The organism is Undibacterium sp. GW821-FHT11H02, from assembly GCF_058808015.1.
On the sequence record NZ_JBXARG010000020.1, the window covers coordinates 58492 to 82266 of the forward strand.

The following is a 23775-nucleotide window of genomic DNA, read 5'->3' on the forward strand; positions in this document are numbered from 1 at the left end:
TTTTGCTATTGGCCTTTGATGGAAATCACTAGCCTTCATTGATCATTTTTATCTAGCCTGAAGAGATAAAAAGCAGGCATGGCGATGGCAAGTATCGCGAGCAGGTCAATTGCTAAATGAACATAAAATCCTTTGCTCATAGAAATACCAATATCTAATATTCCCCAAATTGCTGTCGCGCCTAGAATACCAGACCACGGTTTATAGCTTGAAATTCTCTTGCTATAGAAAGTGATCGTGAATAACAGAACGCCCCAACTAGCCACAGTGGGGCCGAACAAGGCGATGATCCAGCGCTCAAAGTCCAGAGCTTCGGTTGGCTGCGTTTGAGTATGCCAAAACGCATCGCGTATCAAGTTTGAATACGCATAAAACAAATCTGAGTAAGCATAGAGCGGCAATGCCACGCCCACCAGAATATGAATGAGGGCGATGAATTGCAAGAAATTGATAGCGCGAGTCCGGTTCATGATTTTATATGGTCTGAAAATTATTGTGACTATCCCTCCATTTTAGATGAGTATCGCGGTGATTGACGAGGCACAACTCGTGCAGGTGCAGCTTTAATGGATTGTTGGCGCTTAGGCAAAAACTGTTTATCTAAAACGCGCCAAATCTCACTTAAAGTTGCAACTCGCGTGGCCTGTATTTGCTGGCGCTTACGCCATGCCTGGCGTAATCCCAAAAACGCATCACGCTTGGCACGCAAAATTAATTTGCATTGGCCACGTCGCGTAAAGACCGCAATCGTGACGAGATTCAAAAGCAGATGTAGTGGGAGCAGTAGCCAGAACAAAGCACCCGGCATATTTTTTATATAGGCGTAGATTAAATTGCGATGACCGTGATAGACAGAAAAATCACTACCACTGCCGCCCGTGGTCGCCGAGCCAATGTGACGCACACTGGCTTCTGGCACGTAGTAAGATTTGTGTCCCGCTAAACGGAGGCGAAAGCCGAGATCGATATCTTCCACGTAGCAAAAAAAATCTTCATCAAATCCACCTAGTTCTTGCAGTACTTTGGTGCGATATAAGGCCGCTGCGGCACAAGGTGAAAATATTTCGCAAGGATTCAAACTATGATCTTGGTTCTTTGCACCATATCCTGCACGCCAAACCAAGCCACTCATATGATAGCTGTCGCCAATGCCATCTAAGACTTGTGTATTTTCGTGGCGTATCTGGCGCGAGCCAAACGAAGCTGATTCGGGGTAAGCTTCTGCCGCTGAGAGCAATTTTTCTAACCAATTGGGGGCTGGAAAGGCGTCTGGATTTAATAGTGCAATAAACTCTGTGGTACATTGCTGGAGTACATAATTATTTGCCGCGGCAAACCCCAGATTGCTTTGCATCAGCAAGATTTCAATGTGCTCACTGTGCTCAATGTGAGAAATTGAGTCATCGCTACTAAAATTATCGATGACTACAATTTTCTTCGGTTGGACGGTTTGCAATGCCAGATGCTGTAAGCAATCTGCTAGTAATGAGCCACTATTCCAATTGACAATGACGACGGTTACATCCTTCATACGGGTACTCCTGCGATGGCGGGATTGCGTGGTTTAAATGCGAGGGCAGCTTTTTCTACCAAATGCCAAGAGAAGATAGCGAACGCTAAGGTTACTGCCGTACAGAGTGTTACATAGATCCCAAAATTCAAATTTGGGAGAAGAAAAGCGATAGTCTGCTGCACAGGGAAGGCATAAATATACACACCATACGAGTAATCACCTGTTGCCGTCATGCGCGATAAAAATTCACTCGTCGATAAGCCAAATGCCAATACGATCAAAGGTAATAGCGCCCACCCAGCAAGGAACAGAAAATGTGGGAAATTGGTTTGAATGCACAACATGCCAATACCCGCTAACACCACACTAGTGATAGAAAAATAGCGTTTCAAATCAAGCTTGTAAAATACGGCGCCAGCCCAAAAATAGGTGCCATTAATAAAAAGCTGGCGCAGGTCGGTGCCGTACACTACCAGCATTTCGGTAGCGGATTGCGCCCAACATAAATAAAGCGCGACCGATGCAAAAAATGCTGCAATTGTGATCCATTTTTTTGTTGAAATAACGCCCAAGAATGCTACAGCGATGTACAAGAAAAACTCTAGGGGCAGACTCCATAAAGATCCGTTGACGGCATTCGGTACGCGACTATGTTCAAATACGCCAGGTAAGTAATAGGTAATATAGAGCGTGAGATTACGCAGATAATGCCAAGTTGCCTCATGTGCGAAATATTGTTTTAGCGGTAGGCTGGTGAGCCAAGGTCCCAGTACAAAAATGCATAGCAACACGCATACAATCAAGCCCGGAAATATACGTAAACATCGACGTATAAAAAAACGCCTCAAGTTTGGATCCTGCTGCCAACTTTGGGTGACCAGGTAGCCGCTGATGATGAAAAATATAGCTACTCCTAATGGACCAAGTGGCATCCACGATAAAAAAAGTGGTTCGGGGCGCCCCAGGAAAATCGCACTATGTCCGTATAACACCAAACCGGCTGCTAACAATCGTAGAAAATTTAGATTATTTGTTTTCACGCGTGCATCTCTTGAGATAGTTCATTTTGTTTCATCGTCGGCTCAGATTTAGCTTTATCTGACTCGGATAGTTCAGCCAATAAAGTATCGATCGCCTGAGTCCTCAGGCTATTTCTGGTGAGCGCGAGCGGGTAAGCTGCGGCGAAAATTTCACTACGCTGGCGAGTCTGCTCTGCATTTTCGGGTACGCGAAATAGCGAGGTTAATTTGGGAACGTAGGTGAATTGATTCTTGTGGGCGTAGCGTACCCACAGTGTCCAATCTTCTAGGGCATCCATATCCTCATCGAAACCACCTCGTTCCAGATACAAACTGCGTTCAAATAATACGGATTGTATGGGCATGAAGTTATGGTGACGGAGTACTTCATAATCAAATACTTGCCGTAGCGGCGGTGGTACCTGATAAGTCATTTCGCTGTAGCGACCTTGAGCCAACTGCGAACTATCGGTTGGTACTTCCCACGCCAAAGTGTAGGCAGCACGTGACTGTGTTTCAGTCAGCATCGTATTCACCAGGACTTCGACGTGGTCAGCGAAGAGCAAATCGTCATCGTCTAAAAATAGACACCAACGTCCATTGGCTTGACGCAGACCATGGTTGCCGGTCGCGGAACGACCACATTTGCTCAATCCAAAATAGCTTATAGCCCGAGGTAATGCTGGCTGCATTTCATCGATCAATATTTGCATGCTTTCACCGCCGTCTTCGACGATGATATGTTCAATATTGGGATAAGTTTGACGCGCAACTGACAATATGGCCTGCCGTAGGTATAGCTCTCGGCCGCGATAAGTACGGGTGATGATAGAGACCAATGGCGTCACGTTGGGCGTGGCTTCTAACTCGATGAAGGCACCATCCCTGATCATTTCATAATCCCATTCACGGAATGGAAATTGAATGGAACTAGTTTTGCGTGCCCATAAAGTCTTGGGGACTAAGGTCAGTAGACGCAGTAGATTGCGCAGTACGGCTAGCCGGGAGCCAGGATAAGCTTGACTCGCCATTAATAATCGCAGGCCTAATAAAGGCACTGCCAAAGCATCCCAGCGATTACCATATTTCAAACGTAAATACAGATTGGCGAAGGTGCTGCCCGTGTATTGCAAGGGTTTTACTTGCGCTACCGTCTCATACGTGAAATGCCACACCACCGCTTGTGGACAGTAACGTAAGACATGACCGGCGCGACGCAGGCGATATGATAGTTCCACATCCTCGCCATACATGAACAGCGTTTCATCAAAACCGCCGACCGCCTGTATCGCGGAGCGGCGCAACAATACGCAAGCATGAGAATTCCAATTCGTGCTGCCAGTGACAGGATCGTGGTATTTAGGATGTTCGTAAGGTTTTTGGCGCAGTTCCCAAGCTGCAGCATGGGCGACATCGGCTACCGCATTCGATACTACTTGGCGCAAAGCATCGGCTTCGAAAGTCAGATCGAGATTGGTCACCAGACAGTAGGGCGCACTCCCTTTTTTGAAAGCGACATTATGTCCTGCACCAAAACCATGATTGGGAGCGACCTGAATGCTTACCTCGATACCCTGGGCACGTAAAATTTGAGCACCGCTTTGCAATTTTTCCAGCGTGTCATCGGTCGAACTATTGTCGACAAAAAATACGCTGAGCAAAGTCTTAGGGTAATTTAATGCGAGTAAGGATGCAACGAAGCTGTCTATCCATCGACTACTATTGTAGGTCACGATACTTAAATCAATGCGAGGACATTGCTCGGCGGTGAGTAAGGGCGGCACAAATACGGAGACAGGCAATTGCATCGCCGCACAACGCTCTTCCACCATGGCGGCGATTGCGCCTTGATTCATACTTGAATGTGGCATGATGGCGCTGATGTTTAAGAATTTGCCACGCAGTGTTCTGAACAATTGAACGATAGGTCTGGGCACCATGCTTTTTGTTCGATTCAATACGACTCGGCTGGCAGTCTTGATTAGCGAGGTCTCGCCGCGACCAAGTCGACGTAAAGCGCGCAATGGTGCGCTCCAACGCCATGATCTGCTGGCACGTATTTCAGCAATGCTGGCAAATGCGTGATCTCGTTCCAGCGTCAATCCTGCGAGCTTGTTATCAAGTGCGATCTGTTGGTTTTGTAAGTTATTGATTTCCGCGACAAACTCTGTTTCGCGGTGCTTACTTTGTTCTAGCCTCAGTAGAAGATCGTTGACGGTTTGCGGGTAAGTTTTTAGTTGTACTTGCTGCAGCGATTTTATTTCCTTTAATTCAGCTTCGAGTTTTTCTTGTGATTGCTGATGCTGTTGTAGTTGCGCTGCTGCTTTGTGAGTGGTTTCTATTTGCTCTTGAAGACTGCGTTGTAATTCCATTGCATGTTGTTGGTGTACCGCGATATCACTCTCTAAATGGGCCACCCATTTTTTGTGCAGGACGACATCATTTTCTCTATGTTCCACTGCAGTACGCAAGGCCGAAACCATATCCGAGTCTTCGATAGGTTTCTCAAAAAAGCTAGCTTCTAATGGCGGCAATGTCTGATTGGACGCGAGCGCAATCCAATACAGTGGTTTGGCCATCCCAGGCGTCATTTGAATCCCGTCTTCTTGCTGCCAGCAGGTATTTAAAGCTGTGGTTTCGGATTGCGCGAAAATGCCCGATCCAAAAAGCAGTCGTTGGCCAAAATAGGCAATGTTTTCGAAGTAGCCTTCTAGCAGTTGTTTGAATTCATGCTGATACAGTTCTTTGACATGAAATTCATTATGTGAGCCTGGTACATCCGAATAGGTCAGCTTATCTGGGCTAGAAATAAGTAAGACCCCATCTTTGCGTAAAACGCGGCGAATTTCTTGCATCATTTCTTGATGCTGGTCGTGATGTTCTATGGTTTCAAAACTGACCAATAAGTCGACGCTGGCATCGGGCATAGGTATGGCGGCACAGCTGCCAATCCGGTATTCGAGATTGTCGCGTTGGTAGCGCTGTTGCGCATGGGCGACCGCTTGTGCGGAGATATCGACCCCTATGACTTGTAATGCATGTTCGGCCAACATGGCAGACCCATACCCTTCGCCGCTCGCGATATCGAGCACCACCTTAGCTTTGGCGATGCGACTTGCCTGCAGATAGCGATGGCGATGTTCTAGTTCGATATTGCCGTGCACTTCGGGCACGAAACGTTCACCTGTAAATTTCATAAATAGTCTTCGATTCTTTGTTACTAAGCAGCAGCTCTAGATTGCGTTTGATCTAATTTGATATGCAACATGGGAATGCCTATCAAACCTGTAGCAACGCTGCTCGCTTCTGATTTGAAACTGATGGCGTCGTGCACCCAATGATGTTGAATGTGGGTTTGTTGACTGCCATTGGCGATCGCAACACCAACGCTATATTCACCAGCGGGAAGTATCGGCATCAAGAAGCAGAATTCCGCTTCGATATGGCTGCCAGCCTCACAAAATGGCGGGTAGTCGCTGTAGCTTAAATAGGTGTTATCGCCAAACAAGGCTTGTCCGCGGCTATCTTTCACAGTGAAGCCGATAATCGGCGCGTCCAGGTCCACATGCGCCACCGCTTGTACACGTAGGCTCACTTGCTCGCCACCGACCACCCAAGTTAATGCAGCACCGTCTTGGTCGTAAAATTCAACCGCGGTGATTTGAGCACCGCCTTGACCAAACGATTTCGACTCCGGATCGAAAGCGAATATCTGTAAGTCATTGCGTAAATTGCTGTGATTCACAAACGCCAGACGTTGGTCGCGGCTTGCTTGCGGTTGCCGTTGAGCGATAGCCGTTCGCTTCATTCTCGTGCTACTGCTTTTGCCTTGTTGCGCTTCATAAAATGCTTGAAGGTAAAGTTCACAGACCTCTTTGGGAGAGCCTTGTTCTTGTACTTCGCCTTTCTCCAACCAGATGACCCGGCTACATAAACTCTTTACAGCCGCTGTGTCATGACTGACAAATAAGACCGTGCCTGTTTTCATGAAGTTGCGCAAAAAGCGCATACATTTCTGCGTAAAGAAAGCATCACCAACGGCCAAAGCTTCATCGATGACTAAAATATCGGCATCGACATGCACAATCACCGCAAATGCGAGCCTGACCAACATACCGCTAGAATAGGTGCGAACGGCGTGCTCTAAAAATTCACCAATATCAGCAAAGGCAACGATGTCATCAAAGCGCTCGTCTATCTGTTCTTTGGTGAGTCCGAGTATGGTCGCGTTCATATATACGTTCTCGCGTCCTGTGAACTCGGGATTGAAGCCTGAGCCCAATTCCAGCAAGGCGGCAATCCGGCCATGCGTACGCACCTCACCACTGCTAGGTGATAAAGTGCCGCAAATAATTTGCAATAAGGTCGATTTGCCTGAACCATTACGACCAATGATGCCGACCGTTTCCCCTTTTTTTACCTCGAAATCAATACCCTGTAAGGACGAGAATTCGCGAAAATAGTCTTTTCTTTTCTGACCTAGCATGCTGCGCATTTTGGGCAACAGAAATTGTTTCAAACGATCGCCAGGTGATTCATAAATTTGGTAATGCTTACTCAGCTGTTTGACGCTGATCGCAATTGCATTAGAGGACATCAGCGAATCCTTTACGTGTCTTTTGAAACCAGGCAAATCCTAAACTAGCGATCACAGCCGAGCAGAATAGGTAGGAAAGCCAGATTGCTATATCTAAATTTCTGCCCCAAATCATGGCGTCCCGACTTTGCTCTATGACCTGCGTCAACGGGCTGATCTGCACCAGCCATTGATAATTCTCAGGTAAAGCACTGACTGGATAAAAAATAGGCGACAGGAAGGTCAGTACCGACGTTACTACAACGACGATTTGACTCACATCGCGTAAATACACGCCAAGCGACGCTAGTAAGTAAGTGAGCCCCAAACTAAAAAAAATCAGAGGCAATAAGATCAATGGTAAGAAAAAGATAGTCAGAGGCGGTACGCCAAAGAAAATGGTATAGAACAGCAGCCAGACAATCAGGCTGATGCACATATGGAAAAAGGCTGCGCCTAGCGTCACTAGTGGCAAGATTTCCAAAGGGAAAATAACCTTTTTAACGTAGTTCACGTTGTTGACTATCAAACTGGGAGCACGATTGATGCAATCGGAAAAGAGTCCAAACAGCAGTAATCCAGCAAATAGCACCAGGGCAAATTCCGTTTTTGATTCGGAACCACCAAGCCAGCGTGCTTTAAAGACCACGCTAAATACAAAGGTATATACCGCCAACATCAAAATAGGATTAAAAAATGACCACAGCAATCCCATCATCGATCCTTGATATCGGATCATGATTTCGCGTCGAATTAAATCTTGAATTAACTTACGATGTGTCTTTATTGCCAACAGTAGACTTAAGGGAGATAGTTGGGGGGCTGCGTGGGGATTCATTAAATGCTTAAGGTGTTTTTGGGTAAAAGTGTGAAGGGTATACAAAACGAAGCGTATGAATTTTATAATTAAATTTGTTGAAAATTTCGCTAGATTCTGTCGTAAAAATGTCTTGAAAATGTATAAACTCGAGTCAAAAACTACTCGAAAATCGACCAATTAATGTAATTTTTATATGTATTTAATAATAGACGCGACATTATATTATTTATTTAAGTGTTGAGTGATAGTAATTTCAAAAAATACAAAATAGTGCCCATGTAGAAATTGATTTCAAATTGCCAACTTTGTCGGTTTTAGCTGTTTTAGTGAGCCAGCTCAAATCCGGTTTCGGTCGACTTGGCTCGACTCGTTTATACTCTTGGCTTTAACGCCCCAAACAGAGATATCTGTCTTACTTGTTGCAAGACCAAATTTTTGATGCAGGCTGCGCTCTGGCACCGTGCTTCTCAACTCAAACTTCAAGCGCTCGCTAGCGTGATGCTGAGGTCTTAGACAATGTAAGTACGCCTATCTGGGTGCAATTTGTGGTCTTGGCGATAGCCATAGACAATCAGTGAGAAAATTATGTCGAGTATGGATCTGTCTGCGAACTCTGAAGAGCAGGCATTGGAATTTGTGGCCTCGTGTGCTTTGCCTACTACCTGGGCAAATTTCATCATGCATGCCTTTATTGAACCCACTAGCGGTAAAGAGCACATTGCCTTGACTTTGGGTGATGTGGCGGACGGTCAGCCAGTATTGGCACGTATACATTCAGAATGTTTGACGGGTGATGCATTGTTCAGCAAGCGCTGTGATTGCGGTCCGCAGTTGGAATTGGCAATGCAAAAAATCGCGCAAGAGGGACGTGGAGCGATTTTGTACTTGCGGCAAGAAGGCCGTGGTATAGGCTTACTTGCGAAGGTGCAGGCCTATCATTTGCAAGACGCGGGTGCAGATACGGTGGAAGCGAATCAAAAATTGGGCTTTGCTGCTGATTTGCGCAGCTATAGTTTGTGCGATCCTATGCTGAAACATTTAGGTATCACTAGCGTGAAGTTGATGACGAATAACCCGCGTAAGATTTCGGCTTTGCAGAATATGCAGGTCAAAGTCGAAGAGCATATTCCCTTAATCGTACAGCGTAATCCCTACAATGAACGTTACCTCGATACTAAGGCGAGTAAGTTGGGCCACATGCTGGTGCCTGATCTGTAATCGACCATGCAATCGCACCTGATAGCGAGGGATGGCGCTGGATTAGCAGACGATTAGCGGTGGATCAACGTGGGATCCCAAACCGGATCGGGCTCACGTGATACGACGAAGCGTGCATTTTCAGCCTGTAAAGCAATGACTTCATTCGCCACATGTTTGGGTAAGCCGCGCCGCCTGACCGGACGATTTTGAATAAATAGAGATTCAAGATAATTTTTCAAATAGCCAGGGTCGCCTGCGAATAAGCAGATTTTTTGCCAGATATGGGGATATTCTTTTTGGATAAAACTGTCTGGCGTGATGCGTTTGAGCGCCGCCAACGACAAGGCATTGGGATTGCCATGTTCAATATAGGTAAAGGCTTTTTCTTGCAGTTTGCCGATTTCTTTCGGGTCATCTTCTAAAAACAATTTGCCTATGGTCTGCATGCTAGTTTCGATTTTAGGTGCATCCAAATCAGAAAATGGTGCCAGGGTGCGTAAAATCTGTTCTGCTGTTGGCAAGCTGGCGCGGCTCCAGCGTATGCATTTAATACCAGCGCTTTTGAGAAGTTTTCGGGTCGGATACGGTTCTTCTTGGTCAGCTTCGTCGCGCTCTAATTCTAAGACACAAAGTAATTCTAAGTTTGTATTGAAGATGCCGAAATCGACCTGTCTTTCTTTGAGTTTTTGGTACATTAGGGCACGTTTCTTGTCATTACTAACATGTGCGTCGAGAATGTCCGTGAGTTGTACGCGAGGGAAGATCAGACAGTTAGGCAGCGCTTTTTGTACGCGTTTGAAAAAGGTCTCTTCCTCGGCATCGAAAAATTTGCGTGGTTCACAATCAGGAATTGCCTTGCTATCTTTGTCTAGAAATTGAGAAAACATACTTAATCCTCCGATATTACAAATTCATTATATTGAAAATATACTTTCAAAATGGAGGAACGCAAGTTAATTGAGGATAAAGCATGGCGAATGGTGCCGAATTTCTGATAGGCGGCGCCGAGGTATTTTCTGGCTACGACTTTTTCCCCAAAAAAAGCCCAACAATTTTCTGTCGGGCACTATTCAAATAAAACGATGTTAGTTCCATTTGCATATGAAATGGCTGGTATGGGGCATAGCTGTCAGAGATATTCTGAATCAGCGCTAACCCTATGATTTAGTAAACACCCATGTAATCACGTTTGCCTAATTCCACCCCGTGATGACGCAAAATCGCATAAGTCGTGGTCACATGGAAAAAGAATTGTGGTAAGCCATATCCCAATAGGTAGGCATGACCTGTCAGTTTTTTCTCTTTTGGCGTGCCCGGGCGCAGAACGATTTCACGGCTTTCACTGCCTTCAAATTGTGCTGCTGTAAGGCTATTGATAAATTCCAAGGTTTTGCTCAGGCGCGCTTGTAAGTCTTCAAATGTTGCCTCCGTGTCTTGATACTCTGGCATATCGACGCCTGCTAAACGTGCTGAGATACCTTTGGCGAAATCTGCAGCGATCTGTACCTGACGGATTAAGTTAAACATATCCGGTGCCAAACGGGCTTGCAGATAGACTTGATCATCAACTTTCTTTTCCGCCGCGTGAGCCTGTGCCTTTTGCAAAATAACTTGCAAACTACCGAGCATTTGTTGAAAAACAGGAACAGAAGTGGTGTACATAGGTGAGGTCATAACTTGCCTTTTATGGGGAATACAAAATGGGTAGTAAGAAGAAAAAACGCACCATCATAATTCAATTATGCGGGGTGCGTTTTAGATGATTGATTCTGCATCTCTAGATGCCTAGGACACAGCAGTCGATCAGATTATACAAATTATGCGAAAGCAGGCAATTCATAGCCTTCAATTTTTGCTGCGCTGACCAATCGTGCCAAGTAGGCGTGAGTTGCTTTGCGACCTTCCATATCAGTCAAGTAGGCTTGCAGGCGTTCTTTGACTTCATCAAAACTCACCAAATCGCCGCCATTGCGTTCAGTGACTTGGATGATGTGGTAGCCGAATTGGGTTTCGATCAATTCTGGTGCGATATTGCCTGGTTCCATACTGAACACCGCTTGTTCAAATTCTGGCACCATTTGACCACGGCCAAACTGGCCCAAAGCGCCGCCTTCTTTGCCGGAAGGACAAGCGGAATGTTCACGCGCCATCGCAGCGAAAGCGGCTGGATTTTTTTGCAGATCCGCCAAAATGCCTTCTGCTTTAGCTTTGACCAAACTAGCCGCTAAACCTTCTCCTGGAGTAAATAAGATGTGGCTGGCTGCTGCCATTTCACCTTGTTTAAAGCTGCCACTGTTTTCCTCATAGAAAGTACGGCAAGTGGCTTCATCCACTTCATCAAATGCAACTTCTTGCTCTAATAAGGAGCCTATGATTTCTTCGTCGTTGCCAGCGTTGATGCCTAACTTGGCGGCTTCTGCCATCATCAAGTTACGTAAAATTAGTTCCTGGATCGCGCTATCGCGTAATTGTTCGCCTTCTGGGTGGCCAGCAGAGCGGGCACGATCCATTTCAGCATTGATGGTGGCTTCGTTGATTTCTGTGCCGTTGACGCTAATAGTCATGATGTTCCTAACAATTGATTAGAGTGGAAATAAGTGAAACTGAAATTTGAAAACTAAAGCTAATTATGGGCAAAATGAGCGATTTCAAGCCCATTTTTGCGCTATTTTCCTGATTTTTTCCTAGCCTGGCTGGGCTTCAGACAATTTGCTCGAAACTGTTTAGTCAGCCTTTGCCGCGGCGAGTTGAGCTGTTAATTCTGCAATTTGTGTTTTCAATGCTTGGTTTTCCGCACGCAGACGTTCCAATTCTGATAATGCTGAGATCGGAGTCGGGCTAGGTGCGTTCGCACTGACATCACTTTGATTAGGTTCGGCCTGATTGCCTTGATTGTCGGCATGGGTTCTTGGCGTGCGTACCTGGCGCAATTGACGTGCCGCCTGGTGCAATTCCTTCTTGCCCCCTGCGACTGCAGCAACTTGTTGTTCGCTAGGCAGCGACGCCAGGGTCGCCGCGGTGTTGATAGAAATCGTACCGGCGCGGACGGCTTCGACCAATTCTGGGGTCGCGGCTTTGCGGATTTTTTCTATCTGGGCCACAGCGGGTTTGCTTAGACCGGCTACCTTGGCAATTTCATCGCGGGTTTCAACTGAGACCGGATCAGGCTCGCGTGCAGCTTGTTCTGCTTCTTCGGCTTTTTCTTTGCTGGTCTTATCTTTACGACGGGTTGTGATGATTTCTTTTTTGCGCAATGCAAGTACGCCACGCTGAAAGCTGGAGACGCTGCGACGTGCCAGATGATTGTCTATCATCCACAGCATGACGTCTTCTATGCTTTGAAATTGATCGTTTTGCTTGGTTTGAAAGGGAATGCTATGTTTTTGGCAAATACTGTAGCGATTATGTCCATCAATCAAGGTCTCGCCCCAAAGCACTAAAGCATCACGGCAGCCTTCTTTGAGTAAGCTGCGTTCTAATGCCAGATATTCGTGGGTGGTGAGTGGATCGATGTAATCGCGGAGTTGTTGATTGATGATGATAGTCATAATGCTTTTGTAGGATGAAGCTGAGCTTGACTCTGGTTGGAGTCTAAATGGAATCTAAAACCGAAAGAGCAGCACTTTACAGCATTCCCTTGATGCGGTCATAGCCAGAACGACTAATCGGAAGATTAACACCGAGATGCATCACCGCTTGATAGCTGTCTTTGTTTGCACGTTCCAAACATTTAAGTGCTTGAAGACGGATGATGGTGGAGCGGTGGATGCGTACAAATTGTGTGGGATTGAGTTGTTTCTCTAAATCCGAGAGACTTTGGGTTTTGAGTAGGGATTTGCCGTCAAAATAGATTTGCACATAGTCATCTTGCGCTTCTATGTAGTCGATTTTTTCGACAGGAATGATGTGAGTTTGACCGCGATCTCTGACAATCAGGCGCTCTGGCTTCGCATTAGTTTGCGCAATTAGTTCTTGTACCGCAGTGTTGTTTTGGCCTAATAATTTGCGCGCCTTATTAAGTGCTTCGTCGAAACGTTGTTGTGAATAAGGCTTCAATAAATAATCGATTGCATGCTGGTCGAATGCTTTTAATGCATATTGATCGTAGGCCGTCGTAAAAATTACACCTTCTTTACGACCAGTGGCTTCTAATACTTCAAAGCCATTTAGTTTCGGCATTTGTATATCAAGAAAAATGAGATCAGCTTGCAGTGTGCTGATGGCATCGACCGCTTCTAAACCATTTTCGCATTCGCCTATGATGTCGATGTCGGCGTGCTTGCGTAGATATTCTTTGGTGAGGCGACGGGCCAGATCTTCGTCGTCGATGATAAGAGCGCGTAGGGTAGGGTTGGTCATAATTTTTCTTAAAATTTAATGGCGATGGCCTTAGCCTGCTGGTTCCAGCGGCAAAGTCATTTCAATCCGGAATGTCGCATCTTCGATTTTCCATTCAACGCGACATTTTTCTGAGTAGAGGCTAAGCATGCGCGCCTGCAGATTTTTTAAGCCTGTGCCTGTACCTTGCGCCAGGTTATTGCTTTGTGTATCGATAGGATTTTCTATTGCGATGTAAAGCCATGGTTCGCGCACTTTACTGGTGACGGTGATAGTGCCACCGTCAACCAGATCACGAATGCCATGTTTGATAGCGTTTTCCAGCAATGGTTGTAGCAACATGGGCGGAAGTAAGCATGATGTCGAATCTGGATCTATTTCCATGCTGACTTGTAGTTTTTTTCCAAAGCGAATTTTCTCTATCGATAGGAAGTGAGTACAGAGCGCGACTTCTTCAGCAAGTGTAATTTTTTGTTTTTCTGAAAGTGCTAAGGTTTGTCTGAAAAACTGCGCCAATTCTATGGTCATACTACGGGCACCGGCTGCATCGATAGTCGTTAATGCGCTGATGGAATTGAGGCTGTTAAATAAAAAATGTGGGTTAATCTGTGTACGCAAAACTTGAAGTTCTGCATCGCGGGCCAGCACTTCTGAGGCGGCTTCGCGGCGTTCTGCTAAACGGATATTGTCTAAGGCGATCAGGACGTCATAGATTAAAATCGACAATAAAAAAAGCAAGCTGCCAATGATGAATAGCAGACTGGGAATAGGCTGATTGAAGTGTATTCCAGCCCAACTTTCATCGAGTAGCCAAGTCGCTTTATTCCACAAATAGCAGAGCCAAAGCCATAGAGCACCATACAGAAACGCAGCACCACCGAAGATGCCAAAAACTTGCAGAAAGCGACGCTTCTTCATAGGCAAGGAGCGGCTTATATAGTAAGCCGAGGTGCTTAATACGCCGAATGCCAACATAGTGGGAATCGCAAAAAACAGGGCATTGGCCCATACGCTGGAATTCGTCAATACCAATAAAGCTGCCAACAAACAACCTGTCATTAACCAGATGGCATAAGTCAGCGAAATAGTCCGGAAATTTGACAGAAAGGGGTTCATAAGGCTGGTCTTGGTTTTTTTGTCGCGCAGTGTGCGCGTTATGTTGGAATTACCACCATAACGCGCACATGAGAATAGCGCTCTTGATAGAAATTTGAAATAGACGATTAGTTTTTAATTTCTACGCCACCCATAACGGCCATCCCGGTAATCACTAAGCGTTTTCCTGCATTCATGGAGGGGACGCTGGAATCTTCTATGCCTCCTAAGAACGCCATACCATTATTGACGACCGTCCAGTCACTGGGGATTTTCAATACAATACCGCCCCAAAACGCCGTGACGTTCAATACGGCCTCTGTTTGTATGGTCGCATTGCGTAAGTCAAGCTCTACACCACCCATGATCGCGGTGATGGAGCCACCTTGAAAGTCGTTGGATGCCACATTGCCTTGATTACCGCTCATCAGCGCAACGATATCGACTTTGGAATCCGAGGTAATCGGTGTGGTATTGGGTTTAACCATATCGACCAATTTTGCGGACTTATCTTTAAATATCACCATTAAGCCAGCACCGATTAATAGCAAAGGCCACCAGTCGCGCAAATTAAAATTGATGATGCCGAGACGGTTTAGCGTGATGATAGTACCTGTGGCGACTAGGCCGCCACCGATTACGTAGCCCGAGCGTGAATTCGCTTGAGATAGTTTCAGTAAACCAAATACGACAAACACAGTAGGCCAAAATTGCAGGATATCGCGGGTGTTAAAGAGACGTAGATTATCGACCAAGGCGAGGGCACCGATGATGATGATAATGGCGCCGAGTATCAGTCTTTGTTGTGGATTAGCGTTTTTCATGATTTTGTTCTTTTCTTAGAAGGCGTATAAATAGGTTGGAATTGGGATAGACGCTACTTAATTGTTTGGCTTGTCGATGAAATATCTGAACACCATATTCAAGCCTGCGGCGATGACAATCACAGGCCAACTATTTGCCAATGTCAGACCATACATATGTTGGGTCACTGCGTATAACCAGGCACCTAGGCCAATTTGAAAGAAACCATCAAGCACTTCTGACATGCGTTCGGCACGTACTACGCAGATCACACCAGAGAATGCGATGAGAGCGGGCCAGTATTTAAAATAGTCGCGTGCATTAATGTAGTCCATGCGATCTAACAAAAAGAAAAAACCTATGGTCACCAGCATAATCCCCATATGAACACTGTCTTTTTGTTTGCGTTTTGAGGCTACGGATGGGCCCGCTGTATAACTTGTTGAGCCTATGTTTTGACTAGAATTTTGTGCTGAGCTTGGTTCTGACATGATGTTTCCTTTCGCTGCTATCTTTGTTAGCTGTTAAGTACCGTCGTTCTGTTGTTTGATCTATCAGCGCGGTTTCGCATGCGCCACATCGATAAGATAAAACAGTCGATTAGGGAAGTCATGCCCTATTCGGTGAACAGCGGTAAGTGGTCGGTAAATGACGAAAACAATGCAAATATCGTGGAGATGCAGACGGTAAGTGGGGGAAGTATGCAGCCTTACTTGCCGCTAGATTGTTGCCTGAAAATACGCCGGAAAGTCAAATTGATACGTGGCCCTAGAGTGGCTTTTTCTTTGGCGATGGCATGTAGCCAATGCGACTGGGTAGTACCTTGCATGACCAGTACGCTACCATGGCTCAGTTTGATTTTGTATCGCAATTCTTTGCGAGTTTTATGTTTAAAAGCAAATTCTCGACTGCTACCAAAGCTTAATGAGGCGATGATGGGGGTGGGGCCTAGCTCGGTTTCATCGTCGCTATGCCAACCCATACTGTCTTGTTGATCGCGGTAGTAGTTTAAGAGCACACTGTTAAAACATGTTCCACAGCGTGCTTCTAGTTTTGATTTGATATCAAGTAGCGTTGCAGTCCATGTCAATGGCACTAGATGCAATCCAGAGTAGGTATATTCGGCGTCGCTGTCGCCATACCAGGCACTGAGTCTTGGCTGCAATCTCTGTATGCCCGCGATGCGTATGCTGTCTTGCCGCCAGGGTGTCTCTGATCGTAGTAATGCAAATAATCGATCCGCTTCCAAGGGACTATAGAAGTCAGGAAAGTAAAGCAGATCGGCATCGGGCAAGATGATGGATTCACTGTGCTGTACTGCGCTAAACAAAGAAGTCTGTTGCATGCGTTTATTTGCGTAACAACTTGTGTCGTTCGTATTCAATGTTCAATATGGTTTTTTGTATCGTGATATCCATGGCATGTGGCAGATTCACAAAATTAAATCCAACTTGATATTTTCCTAGGCGCGTGCGTTCAATAAAAGTAATGTGTCTGACGATTACTGGGCAAAATAAAGGTGATTTCGCGGCGAGATCTATCGTCACTTGTGGAATGTGATCCCCTACTTTAAATGGCGGTTCGCCTTCGGTGAAAATTCCAAAGCCCGCGACGCTTAAGTCGTGCATGGCCCAGTTACCTATGACTTTTGCATCGTCATCATACAATTTAGCATGCGGTGTTTTGACGATAGGCAGCAAAATACGATAGCTGTCACGGCGTTGCAGACGTACGATGCGCTCTGGAATAGGCACCCAAAACGCCTCTTGGTCGCCCCACATAAAGCGTTCTGGATTAAGACCAGTGAACTGTATTTTGACGCCGTCGGGAAACCCCATAAATACGCATTGCTGCGATTTGGCAAGTATGCGATTGGCTTTTTCGTCGCCGCCCAAGTCAAACACCAAGCCGTCGGGTCTGGCCGACAAAAGTACGGTCAATATGAAATGTTGTCCAGCATTGAAATAGACGGAGACGGGTTCACGTCTGTGGGCAAGTTCGTTCAGGACGCTTAAAATTTCGACCTGACTTAGTAGGAAGTATTTATCCTCGATTTCTTCGTTACTCAACGAGGCGGTCATGTATTTCTTTCAACTGATAAATGGAAATCGGCTTATTCCAGCAATTGGATAAAATGTTCTGCGCTGCGAATCACTGCATTCGATGGTGATCCAAAAAGATTTCTGGTCTCTTGCACAACATAGTCGTTGGTACCCTTAGTGCAATAAAGCACACCTTCAAAATTGGTACCTAGGTAATTGAATGGAGTTAGTTTGGTCTTAACTGGAATATCGCTGGCGAGTAAGACTCTTAGTTTTCTTTCTATGTCATAAATATTCGTGGTTTCAATTTGTACCTGTCCGCCTTTGGGATTGGGAAAATTGGTCGCAAATACCGGGCGCTGTCCCATGGGATTTTTTAAGGATATCTTTACACCCAGCTTTAGAAATTTGCTGATTGCGAAAAAATCATCTTCGGTAAACATACGTCACCTCTCATTCACTATTATGCTTGTTATTAGATTACCAGAAAGTTTCTTTTACCCCAATTATTAATTGGTATTTCATTTAATTTGACAGCCAGCTATGTGGCAAATTAATTGATAGCCAAGAATTTCTTCGCTTAGACAGAGATTTTCTCAGTGTGTTGATATTTGATATCACATTTGTTTCAGCATCGCGAGTGAACATATAAACTGCAAAATGACCCAAAATCATTCGTGATCGTTGACAATTTGGCCTCGATATTTAGTAGCATGTCTTAGCAAAATAGGTTCTAATCAGGAAAGTCGCAAGTGCTTTGCAAGTAAAACCATAATGCATATTCTTATTAATTGAGTTAATTTTAATCATTCCAAATGAATCAAAGAGAATCAGAGTTCGAGTTTATTAAAGGTTTGACCGCGGAATTATCTTCCCGCAATTTAGTTTTCCCCACCTCCTTGAAAGCGACGATGAAAATCCGTCAGGTATTGGACGATCCTGATATGCCTGTTGATCAAGTCGCCAGAATCATTAGCACCGAACCGGTGTTGTCAGCACAAATATTGATGTTGTCAAACACGCCCATGTTTAATCGGAGCTCTAAGAAAATTGAAGAATTGAAACTGGCAGTGAGTTTATTGGGATTTGGTGTGGTGCGTAATATCGCTATTTCTGTGGGAATGAAACAGCTCAAAGACCAACAAGAGCACGCTGTAAAGTCAGAACAGATGGAAGGCTTATGGACGCGTAGCATGCGGGTTGCAGCGCTATCTTTTGTGATTGCTAAAAATCGTACTAAGTTGAGCGCCGATAAGGCCATGGTCGCTGGTCTTTTACATGACATCGGAAAATTTTATATCTTAAGTCGTGCCCATCAGTATCAAGGGTTGTTTAGTTCTGATGCTGCTTTATGGGATTTAGTCGATCAATGGCATTCCGATATTGGTGCTGCGATTTTAGAAAGTTGGGAGGTGTCGGATGATATTCGCTCGGCCGTGATGGATAGAAAACGTACTGATTTGCCTGAGCATAGTCGCCCAACTTTGACGGATGTGGTTGCCGCCGCCGATTTTCTTGACGCCAGCTTCGTTAAACAATCGCTCGATGAGCTAGAAGAATTTCCGGTTCCTTTAAGAAATTTGGGATTGGATAAGAAAGAAACTGAGATTTTATTGAGCGAGACCCGACATGAGGTTGCGCAAATTCTGAAAGTAATAGCCTGAGCGTAAAAATTTGAGACTAATCGTTTGAGGCCCTAGCATACTTGCATAAGAAAACTATTCCTGAATAAATTTAAGGGTATTCTGGAACTCAATGAACTTAGTTGAATTTAAATGTTCTTAGTCACGGTAGTCGTATGGCTCGGCATTTAAGAGAATTTCCGAGCTTGTACCTGAAGTATCTGGGGTATCTGCATTTAATGTGCACCTAGATCATTTTTTTGTCGTATTGCTTTTCCAAGAATGGAGCACTTATGAAAAAACTTTTGTTGGCGTTGATGATCGCTGCTGGTATTACTCAAACCGCTATTGCTGATGACGCACTAAAAGCCGCCATCGCGAGTACTCAGCGCACACCTGCGAATGTAGTACGTGATGATGCGCGTCACCCTTATGCGACTTTGAAAATCTTTGGTATCAAACCAACGATGACGGTGGTCGAATTGGCGCCAGGTGGTGGTTGGTACACCGAAATTTTGGCACCGTACCTGCGCAATCAAGGTAAATTGATTTTGGCAGGTGCCGGTAAAAGCTTGAAAGACAAGATTGCAGCGACGCCAGCAATGTACGATAAAGTGACGATCGGTGAATTTGATCCCGCAAAAAAAATTGACTACGCGGCGAAAAATTCGGTCGATATGGTACTGACATTTCGCAATGTTCATAATTGGATAGGCGTTAATCCGGCTGCGGCTAAACAAGTGTTTCAAAGTGCTTTTGATGCCTTGAAACCAGGTGGTGTGTTTGGTGTAGTAGAACACCGTTTGCCCGCAGCGATGAAACAAGATGAAAAAGCCAGTAGTGGATATGTGCACGAAGCATTTGTAGTGCAATTGGCTGAGAGCGTAGGTTTTAAGTTAGTAGGCAGTTCTGAAGTGAACGCCAATCCCAAAGATAAAGCCGATCATGAAAAAGGGGTGTGGGCATTGCCACCTGTATTGGCCAACAAAGACAAAGATAAAGAAAAATATCTGGCGATCGGTGAGAGTGATCGTATGACATTGAAATTTGTCAAACCTTGAGATATGGTGAAGTTTTAATGCTAGTTCTAAAGCCCAATGAGTTCAATGATTCATTGGGCTTTATTTATTTTTGTAAAGATCAGACACAATGAAGTTAATTTCTATTTTGGTCAGTAGCGCAATGTGCTTCTCTTTGGCGCAGGCATTTTTACCAGAGGTGGCTGATGCACAAACCATGTATCGCTGTGGTAGTAATTATCAAGACAAACCTTGTGCCAATGGGCAGACAGGTAAAGTGATAGGAACGCAAAGAAGCACGACGCCCGACGCTGAGACTAAAACTGTAGTTGATCCTGTGTGCGCCAAGCGCAGTGAAGATGCAAAAAAAATTATCTGGATGCGGCAGGGTGGTGCGGCCAAAGAAGATGTCATGGCAAAGGCAGATAGCTTCGCGCAGCAGCGCTTGGTTGACGAAGTCTATGCAACACGGGGCGATACGCCGCAGATTCGGGCTTCGATTGAAAAACGCTGTATGGAGTCGCGAATGCTTACGCGTGGCCCCGAATCTATGTCAGACGCCGAATTGCTAAGTGCTGCCAAGGCATTGGAGAAGCGCATTCAAAACGCCGAAAAAGCGGAAGCGAGCCGCGTCGCTCCAGCGGAACAGGAAGCTCCGGCGCCTAAGCGTAAATTGCCCTGTCAAAATATCAAAATGCAATTAGAGATCGTGAACAACACGATACGTGCAGGTGCTGATGTACAGACTTTACAGCAGTTAAATCAACAAAAGCGTGATCTGGAAAAAGACTGGACGGCGGGTGCTTGTCGATAGCCAACAGCAAGACTATCAAGTCCCTGAGTTCAGCCGCACTCAAGTCAACATTTTCGTAAAAATAAAGTAAGAGCAGACCACAATGCAGTTCAAGAAAAAGGTGTGAAAAATGAGTAAATATATGTTGAATGTGAATGGACAGACCAAGTCCGTTGATCTGGTACCCGATACCCCACTTTTATGGGCGTTGCGTGATTCCCTGGATTTGGTCGGCACTAAATATGGTTGTGGGGTCGGTCAATGCGGTGCGTGTATGGTGCAGATTAACGGTGTGCCGACACGCTCTTGTATGACGCCGGTATCAAGTGTAGGTCGGCAAAAAGTAACGACCATAGAAGGGATTGATCCTAAAGCGGCACATCCTTTACAACAGGCTTGGCAAGAACTCGACGTCCCGCAATGTGGTTATTGTCAGGCTGGGCAAGTGATGAGTGCTGCCGCGCTGCTAAAGGATAATCCTAACCCCAGTGATGCTGATATCGATGCGGCGATGGGCGGCAACTTATGCCGCTGCGCGACTTATATGCGTATTCGTGCCGGCATTCATCGTGCTGCTGAAATCGCCCGTGCTCAGAAAGGTAAAAAATGAAAACCACCAATTTGTCCTTAGAAAAACCATCGCGTCGAGAATTCCTGCAACATAGTGCCGCGGGTGCTAGCGCATTAGTTTTGGGGAGTTTCTGGAGTGATGTGGCGAATGCAGAGCAACAGGTAAGCAAGCCCACCGAAGGCGCTGCTTTTACCCCTAGCGCATTGATCAAAATTAGCAGCGATGGCACAGTCACTTTGATTTCTAAGCAGCCAGAAATCGGACAAGGGATTAAGACTTCTTTACCTATGGTGATCGCGGAAGAATTGGAAGTCAACTGGAAGGACGTCAAGATCATACAAGGCGATTTGAACCCCGCTTACGGTGGGCAATTTGCAGGTGGTTCTTTGTCGACCCCACTCAATTACGAGGAGTTTTTAAGACTAGGTGCTGTGGCGCGTACGATGTTGATTGAGGCCGCCGCGCAGACCTGGAATGTAGCTGCAGCTGAATGTCAGGCTGAAAAGAGTAAAGTCATTCACAAAGCCAGCAAACGCCAATTAACTTACGCTAGCCTGGTGGCAAAAGCCGCCAGCTTGCCAGTGCCGGATGTGAAGACGGTGAAGTTGAAAGATCCTGCTCAATATAAATTAATTGGTAGTCGCATAGGCGGTGTGGATAACGCGGCTTTGATGACAGGTAAGCCTTTGTTCGGTATCGACGTCAAAGTGCCGGGCATGCTGTATGCCGTGTACGAAAAATCACCAGCCTTTGGCGGTAAAGTAATTAGCGCCAATCTGGACGCGATTAAGGCACTGCCAGGCGTACGCGATGCTTTTATCATTGAAGGCACAGATAACCTCAATGGCTTAATGCCCGGCGTCGCGATTATCGCGGAGTCAACCTGGGCTAGTTTTAGCGCACGTAAGCAGTTAAAAGTAGTGTGGGATGAAGGCCAGGTCGTGAATGAAAGTTGGGATGATTTCTCAGCGAAAGCGCAAGCTTTATCCAAGCAAACGGGAGCCATCGGTTTGCGTAAAGATGGTGACGTTAATGCTGCTTTGGCGAAAGCAGCCAAGACTGTTGAGGCGAGTTACAGCTACCCATTTATTTCTCACGCCAGCATAGAACCTCAGAACTGTACGGCTTGGTATAAACCGGAGGATGGGAGTTTAGAGCTTTGGGTGCCAACGCAAAATCCAGCGGCGGGGCAGGCCATCGTCACCAATATTCTGAAAATACCTAAAGAGAAAATTACGCTGCATATGACGCGCAGTGGTGGTGGTTTTGGTCGCCGCTTAAGTGCAGATTATGTGATTGAGGCTGCCGCAATTGCGATGAAAGTCAAAGCACCAGTGAAACTGACTTGGTCGCGTGAGGACGATATGCGTCACGACCATTATCGTGCTGGGGGCTTTCATTTCTTGCGTGGTGGCGTGGATGCTAAAGGAAAGTTGACTGCCTGGCACAATCATTTCGTGACTTTTGCGAATCGCGTGATGCGAGACGGTAAGAGTGTATTGCAACCCGGAAGCGGTGCTAGTTTATCGGGTGAAGAGTTTCCAGGGCGTTGGGTAGAAAATTGTTTGCTGGAACAAACGCCGATGGAATGCGGTATTCCTATGGGGCCGTGGCGTGCGCCAGGCAGCAATGTGTTTGCCTGGGTTTTTCATAGCTTTATCGATGAGTTAGCACATGCCGCAAATCGCGATCCTTTAGAGTTCCGGTTAGAAATTCTGGGCGATAAAGACATGATGCAAGGCACAGGCGAGCGTGGACAGCCGTATAACGTTGGTCGTATGCGCAAGGTATTAAAAGAAGTCGCAGAGAAGTCCGGTTGGGGTAAACGTAAATTCCCACGCGGTCAGGGGCAAGGCATCGCTTTTCATTTTAGTCATCGCGGTTACATAGCCGAAGTTGCCGAAGTGACAGTATCGAAAGACGGGCAACTGAAGGTGGATCGTGTGGTGGTTGTGACCGATATCGGCTCGCAGATTGTTAATTTGAGCGGTGCTGAAAATCAGGTGCAAGGCTCCGTGATTGATGGCATCAGTACCTTAATGTTCCCTGAGTTAGATATCCAACGCGGTCGAGTAGTACAGAGCAATTTCAATGAATATGGTTTGTTACGTATGCCCGATTCTCCTACCAAGATTGATGTGCATTTCTTGAAGAGCGACTATCCGGTCACCGGTTTGGGGGAACCTGCATTTCCACCTTTAGCACCGGCAGTCTGTAATGCTATTTTTGCGGCGACTGGAAAACGCGTACGGCAATTGCCTTTGTCGCGCAATGATTTGCGTTGGTCATGAGTGACTCTAGATTAGAGTTTTGATCGAAGCTAAGCAAGTTCAAACTAAAAGACCCGCCAATTTCTGAGTGAA

The 23775-nt window shown here is 45.8% G+C and carries 23 protein-coding genes; 6 read left to right on the forward strand and 17 right to left on the reverse strand.

The annotated features are described in order from the left end of the window. Nucleotides 1-35: 35 nt before the first annotated feature. The 6 genes from AC1RR2_RS17485 to AC1RR2_RS17510 are packed head-to-tail and all read right to left on the reverse strand — an operon-like array spanning nt 36 to nt 7946. The gene (locus tag AC1RR2_RS17485) at nt 36-470 is read right to left on the reverse strand and encodes a hypothetical protein (RefSeq protein WP_493223559.1); all 435 of its coding nucleotides are present in this window, start codon (nt 468-470) and stop codon (nt 36-38) included. A 29-nt stretch (nt 471-499) separates the two neighbouring features. Then, nucleotides 500-1531 carry a glycosyltransferase family 2 protein gene (locus tag AC1RR2_RS17490; protein WP_493223560.1) on the reverse strand — a complete coding sequence of 344 codons (1032 nt, stop codon included), beginning with the start codon at nt 1529-1531 and terminating at the stop codon, nt 500-502. Beyond that, entirely contained in the window at nt 1528-2553 is a 1026-nt protein-coding gene (locus AC1RR2_RS17495; RefSeq protein ID WP_493223561.1) for an acyltransferase family protein, read from the reverse strand. Before AC1RR2_RS17495 ends, AC1RR2_RS17490 begins: the two co-directional genes overlap by 4 nt. Next, a complete protein-coding gene (locus AC1RR2_RS17500; RefSeq protein WP_493223562.1) occupies nt 2550-5729 on the reverse strand; it encodes a glycosyltransferase in 3180 nt (1059 codons plus the stop codon). Before AC1RR2_RS17500 ends, AC1RR2_RS17495 begins: the two co-directional genes overlap by 4 nt. Nucleotides 5730-5752: 23 nt before the next feature. Beyond that, on the reverse strand, nt 5753-7129 hold the full coding sequence (locus tag AC1RR2_RS17505; protein ID WP_493223563.1) for an ABC transporter ATP-binding protein: 1377 nt from the start codon (nt 7127-7129) through the stop codon (nt 5753-5755). Continuing rightward, nucleotides 7119-7946 (reverse strand): ABC transporter permease, encoded by an 828-nt coding sequence (locus AC1RR2_RS17510; RefSeq protein ID WP_493223564.1) that lies wholly within the window; start codon nt 7944-7946, stop codon nt 7119-7121. Before AC1RR2_RS17510 ends, AC1RR2_RS17505 begins: the two co-directional genes overlap by 11 nt. Before the next feature lie 567 nt (nt 7947-8513). Between AC1RR2_RS17510 and ribA the strand changes: the two genes are divergently transcribed. Continuing rightward, nucleotides 8514-9146, forward strand: a complete 633-nt coding sequence (gene ribA, locus AC1RR2_RS17515; RefSeq protein ID WP_493223565.1) for a GTP cyclohydrolase II — start codon at nt 8514-8516, stop codon at nt 9144-9146. Nucleotides 9147-9199: 53 nt separating this feature from the next. On the opposite strand, the gene AC1RR2_RS17520 is transcribed toward ribA, so the two are convergent. From AC1RR2_RS17520 to AC1RR2_RS17570, 11 genes are all read right to left on the reverse strand, one after another. Next, nucleotides 9200-10015 carry a DUF2726 domain-containing protein gene (locus AC1RR2_RS17520; RefSeq protein WP_493223566.1) on the reverse strand — a complete coding sequence of 272 codons (816 nt, stop codon included), beginning with the start codon at nt 10013-10015 and terminating at the stop codon, nt 9200-9202. 277 nt (nt 10016-10292) lie between these two features. Next, complete coding sequence (locus tag AC1RR2_RS17525) at nt 10293-10802, reverse strand: DUF1993 domain-containing protein (protein ID WP_493223567.1); 510 nt, start codon at nt 10800-10802, stop codon at nt 10293-10295. Nucleotides 10803-10945: 143 nt separating this feature from the next. Next, complete coding sequence (locus AC1RR2_RS17530; protein ID WP_493223568.1) at nt 10946-11692, reverse strand: peptidylprolyl isomerase; 747 nt, start codon at nt 11690-11692, stop codon at nt 10946-10948. 159 nt (nt 11693-11851) lie between these two features. After that, nucleotides 11852-12676, reverse strand: coding sequence for a ParB N-terminal domain-containing protein (locus tag AC1RR2_RS17535; protein ID WP_493223569.1), 825 nt, complete (start codon nt 12674-12676; stop codon nt 11852-11854). A gap of 76 nt (nt 12677-12752) precedes the next feature. Further along, entirely contained in the window at nt 12753-13487 is a 735-nt protein-coding gene (locus tag AC1RR2_RS17540; protein ID WP_493223570.1) for a LytR/AlgR family response regulator transcription factor, read from the reverse strand. A 30-nt stretch (nt 13488-13517) separates the two neighbouring features. Continuing rightward, nucleotides 13518-14582 carry a sensor histidine kinase gene (locus AC1RR2_RS17545; RefSeq protein WP_493223571.1) on the reverse strand — a complete coding sequence of 355 codons (1065 nt, stop codon included), beginning with the start codon at nt 14580-14582 and terminating at the stop codon, nt 13518-13520. A 107-nt stretch (nt 14583-14689) separates the two neighbouring features. Next, nucleotides 14690-15385, reverse strand: a complete 696-nt coding sequence (locus AC1RR2_RS17550) for a LiaI-LiaF-like domain-containing protein (RefSeq protein ID WP_493223572.1) — start codon at nt 15383-15385, stop codon at nt 14690-14692. Nucleotides 15386-15442: 57 nt separating this feature from the next. Next, entirely contained in the window at nt 15443-15856 is a 414-nt protein-coding gene (locus tag AC1RR2_RS17555) for a LiaI-LiaF-like domain-containing protein (RefSeq protein WP_493223573.1), read from the reverse strand. A 218-nt stretch (nt 15857-16074) separates the two neighbouring features. Continuing rightward, nucleotides 16075-16710: an alpha-ketoglutarate-dependent dioxygenase AlkB family protein gene (locus AC1RR2_RS17560; protein ID WP_493223574.1), complete on the reverse strand. Its 636-nt coding sequence runs from the start codon at nt 16708-16710 to the stop codon at nt 16075-16077. 4 nt (nt 16711-16714) lie between these two features. After that, nucleotides 16715-17446, reverse strand: coding sequence for a flagellar brake protein (locus tag AC1RR2_RS17565; protein WP_493223575.1), 732 nt, complete (start codon nt 17444-17446; stop codon nt 16715-16717). Nucleotides 17447-17478: 32 nt separating this feature from the next. Then, on the reverse strand, nt 17479-17850 hold the full coding sequence (locus AC1RR2_RS17570) for a hypothetical protein (RefSeq protein ID WP_493223576.1): 372 nt from the start codon (nt 17848-17850) through the stop codon (nt 17479-17481). A 372-nt stretch (nt 17851-18222) separates the two neighbouring features. On the opposite strand from AC1RR2_RS17570, the gene AC1RR2_RS17575 reads away from it, so the two are divergent. From AC1RR2_RS17575 to AC1RR2_RS17595, 5 genes are all read left to right on the forward strand, one after another. Next, nucleotides 18223-19071, forward strand: coding sequence for an HDOD domain-containing protein (locus AC1RR2_RS17575; RefSeq protein WP_493223577.1), 849 nt, complete (start codon nt 18223-18225; stop codon nt 19069-19071). Nucleotides 19072-19322: 251 nt separating this feature from the next. Then, on the forward strand, nt 19323-20090 hold the full coding sequence (locus AC1RR2_RS17580; protein WP_493223578.1) for a class I SAM-dependent methyltransferase: 768 nt from the start codon (nt 19323-19325) through the stop codon (nt 20088-20090). A gap of 88 nt (nt 20091-20178) precedes the next feature. Then, the gene (locus AC1RR2_RS17585; RefSeq protein WP_493223579.1) at nt 20179-20862 is read left to right on the forward strand and encodes a hypothetical protein; all 684 of its coding nucleotides are present in this window, start codon (nt 20179-20181) and stop codon (nt 20860-20862) included. Between the two features lie 109 nt (nt 20863-20971). Beyond that, nucleotides 20972-21451 carry a (2Fe-2S)-binding protein gene (locus tag AC1RR2_RS17590; protein ID WP_493223580.1) on the forward strand — a complete coding sequence of 160 codons (480 nt, stop codon included), beginning with the start codon at nt 20972-20974 and terminating at the stop codon, nt 21449-21451. Then, nucleotides 21448-23703 carry a molybdopterin cofactor-binding domain-containing protein gene (locus tag AC1RR2_RS17595; RefSeq protein ID WP_493223581.1) on the forward strand — a complete coding sequence of 752 codons (2256 nt, stop codon included), beginning with the start codon at nt 21448-21450 and terminating at the stop codon, nt 23701-23703. The genes AC1RR2_RS17590 and AC1RR2_RS17595 overlap by 4 nt, the downstream gene beginning before the upstream one ends. The last annotated feature ends 72 nt before the right edge of the window (nt 23704-23775 follow it).

Excerpts from the sequence above, each read along its gene's own strand:
- AC1RR2_RS17550 (WP_493223572.1), bottom strand. The coding sequence starts at position 15,385 with ATGAAAAACGCTAATCCACAACAAAGACTGATACTCGGCGCCATTATC.
- AC1RR2_RS17555 (WP_493223573.1), bottom strand. The coding sequence starts at position 15,856 with ATGTCAGAACCAAGCTCAGCACAAAATTCTAGTCAAAACATAGGCTCA.
- AC1RR2_RS17570 (WP_493223576.1), bottom strand. The coding sequence starts at position 17,850 with ATGTTTACCGAAGATGATTTTTTCGCAATCAGCAAATTTCTAAAGCTG.
- AC1RR2_RS17520 (WP_493223566.1), bottom strand. The coding sequence starts at position 10,015 with ATGTTTTCTCAATTTCTAGACAAAGATAGCAAGGCAATTCCTGATTGT.
- AC1RR2_RS17525 (WP_493223567.1), bottom strand. The coding sequence starts at position 10,802 with ATGACCTCACCTATGTACACCACTTCTGTTCCTGTTTTTCAACAAATG.
- AC1RR2_RS17500 (WP_493223562.1), bottom strand. The coding sequence starts at position 5,729 with ATGAAATTTACAGGTGAACGTTTCGTGCCCGAAGTGCACGGCAATATC.
- AC1RR2_RS17585 (WP_493223579.1), top strand. The coding sequence starts at position 20,179 with ATGAAGTTAATTTCTATTTTGGTCAGTAGCGCAATGTGCTTCTCTTTG.
- AC1RR2_RS17590 (WP_493223580.1), top strand. The coding sequence starts at position 20,972 with ATGAGTAAATATATGTTGAATGTGAATGGACAGACCAAGTCCGTTGAT.
- AC1RR2_RS17490 (WP_493223560.1), bottom strand. The coding sequence starts at position 1,531 with ATGAAGGATGTAACCGTCGTCATTGTCAATTGGAATAGTGGCTCATTA.
- AC1RR2_RS17540 (WP_493223570.1), bottom strand. The coding sequence starts at position 13,487 with ATGACCAACCCTACCCTACGCGCTCTTATCATCGACGACGAAGATCTG.
- AC1RR2_RS17485 (WP_493223559.1), bottom strand. The coding sequence starts at position 470 with ATGAACCGGACTCGCGCTATCAATTTCTTGCAATTCATCGCCCTCATT.
- AC1RR2_RS17535 (WP_493223569.1), bottom strand. The coding sequence starts at position 12,676 with ATGACTATCATCATCAATCAACAACTCCGCGATTACATCGATCCACTC.
- AC1RR2_RS17530 (WP_493223568.1), bottom strand. The coding sequence starts at position 11,692 with ATGACTATTAGCGTCAACGGCACAGAAATCAACGAAGCCACCATCAAT.
- AC1RR2_RS17580 (WP_493223578.1), top strand. The coding sequence starts at position 19,323 with ATGAAAAAACTTTTGTTGGCGTTGATGATCGCTGCTGGTATTACTCAA.
- AC1RR2_RS17545 (WP_493223571.1), bottom strand. The coding sequence starts at position 14,582 with ATGAACCCCTTTCTGTCAAATTTCCGGACTATTTCGCTGACTTATGCC.
- ribA (WP_493223565.1), top strand. The coding sequence starts at position 8,514 with ATGTCGAGTATGGATCTGTCTGCGAACTCTGAAGAGCAGGCATTGGAA.
- AC1RR2_RS17595 (WP_493223581.1), top strand. The coding sequence starts at position 21,448 with ATGAAAACCACCAATTTGTCCTTAGAAAAACCATCGCGTCGAGAATTC.
- AC1RR2_RS17505 (WP_493223563.1), bottom strand. The coding sequence starts at position 7,129 with ATGTCCTCTAATGCAATTGCGATCAGCGTCAAACAGCTGAGTAAGCAT.
- AC1RR2_RS17560 (WP_493223574.1), bottom strand. The coding sequence starts at position 16,710 with ATGCAACAGACTTCTTTGTTTAGCGCAGTACAGCACAGTGAATCCATC.
- AC1RR2_RS17565 (WP_493223575.1), bottom strand. The coding sequence starts at position 17,446 with ATGACCGCCTCGTTGAGTAACGAAGAAATCGAGGATAAATACTTCCTA.
- AC1RR2_RS17510 (WP_493223564.1), bottom strand. The coding sequence starts at position 7,946 with ATGAATCCCCACGCAGCCCCCCAACTATCTCCCTTAAGTCTACTGTTG.
- AC1RR2_RS17575 (WP_493223577.1), top strand. The coding sequence starts at position 18,223 with ATGAATCAAAGAGAATCAGAGTTCGAGTTTATTAAAGGTTTGACCGCG.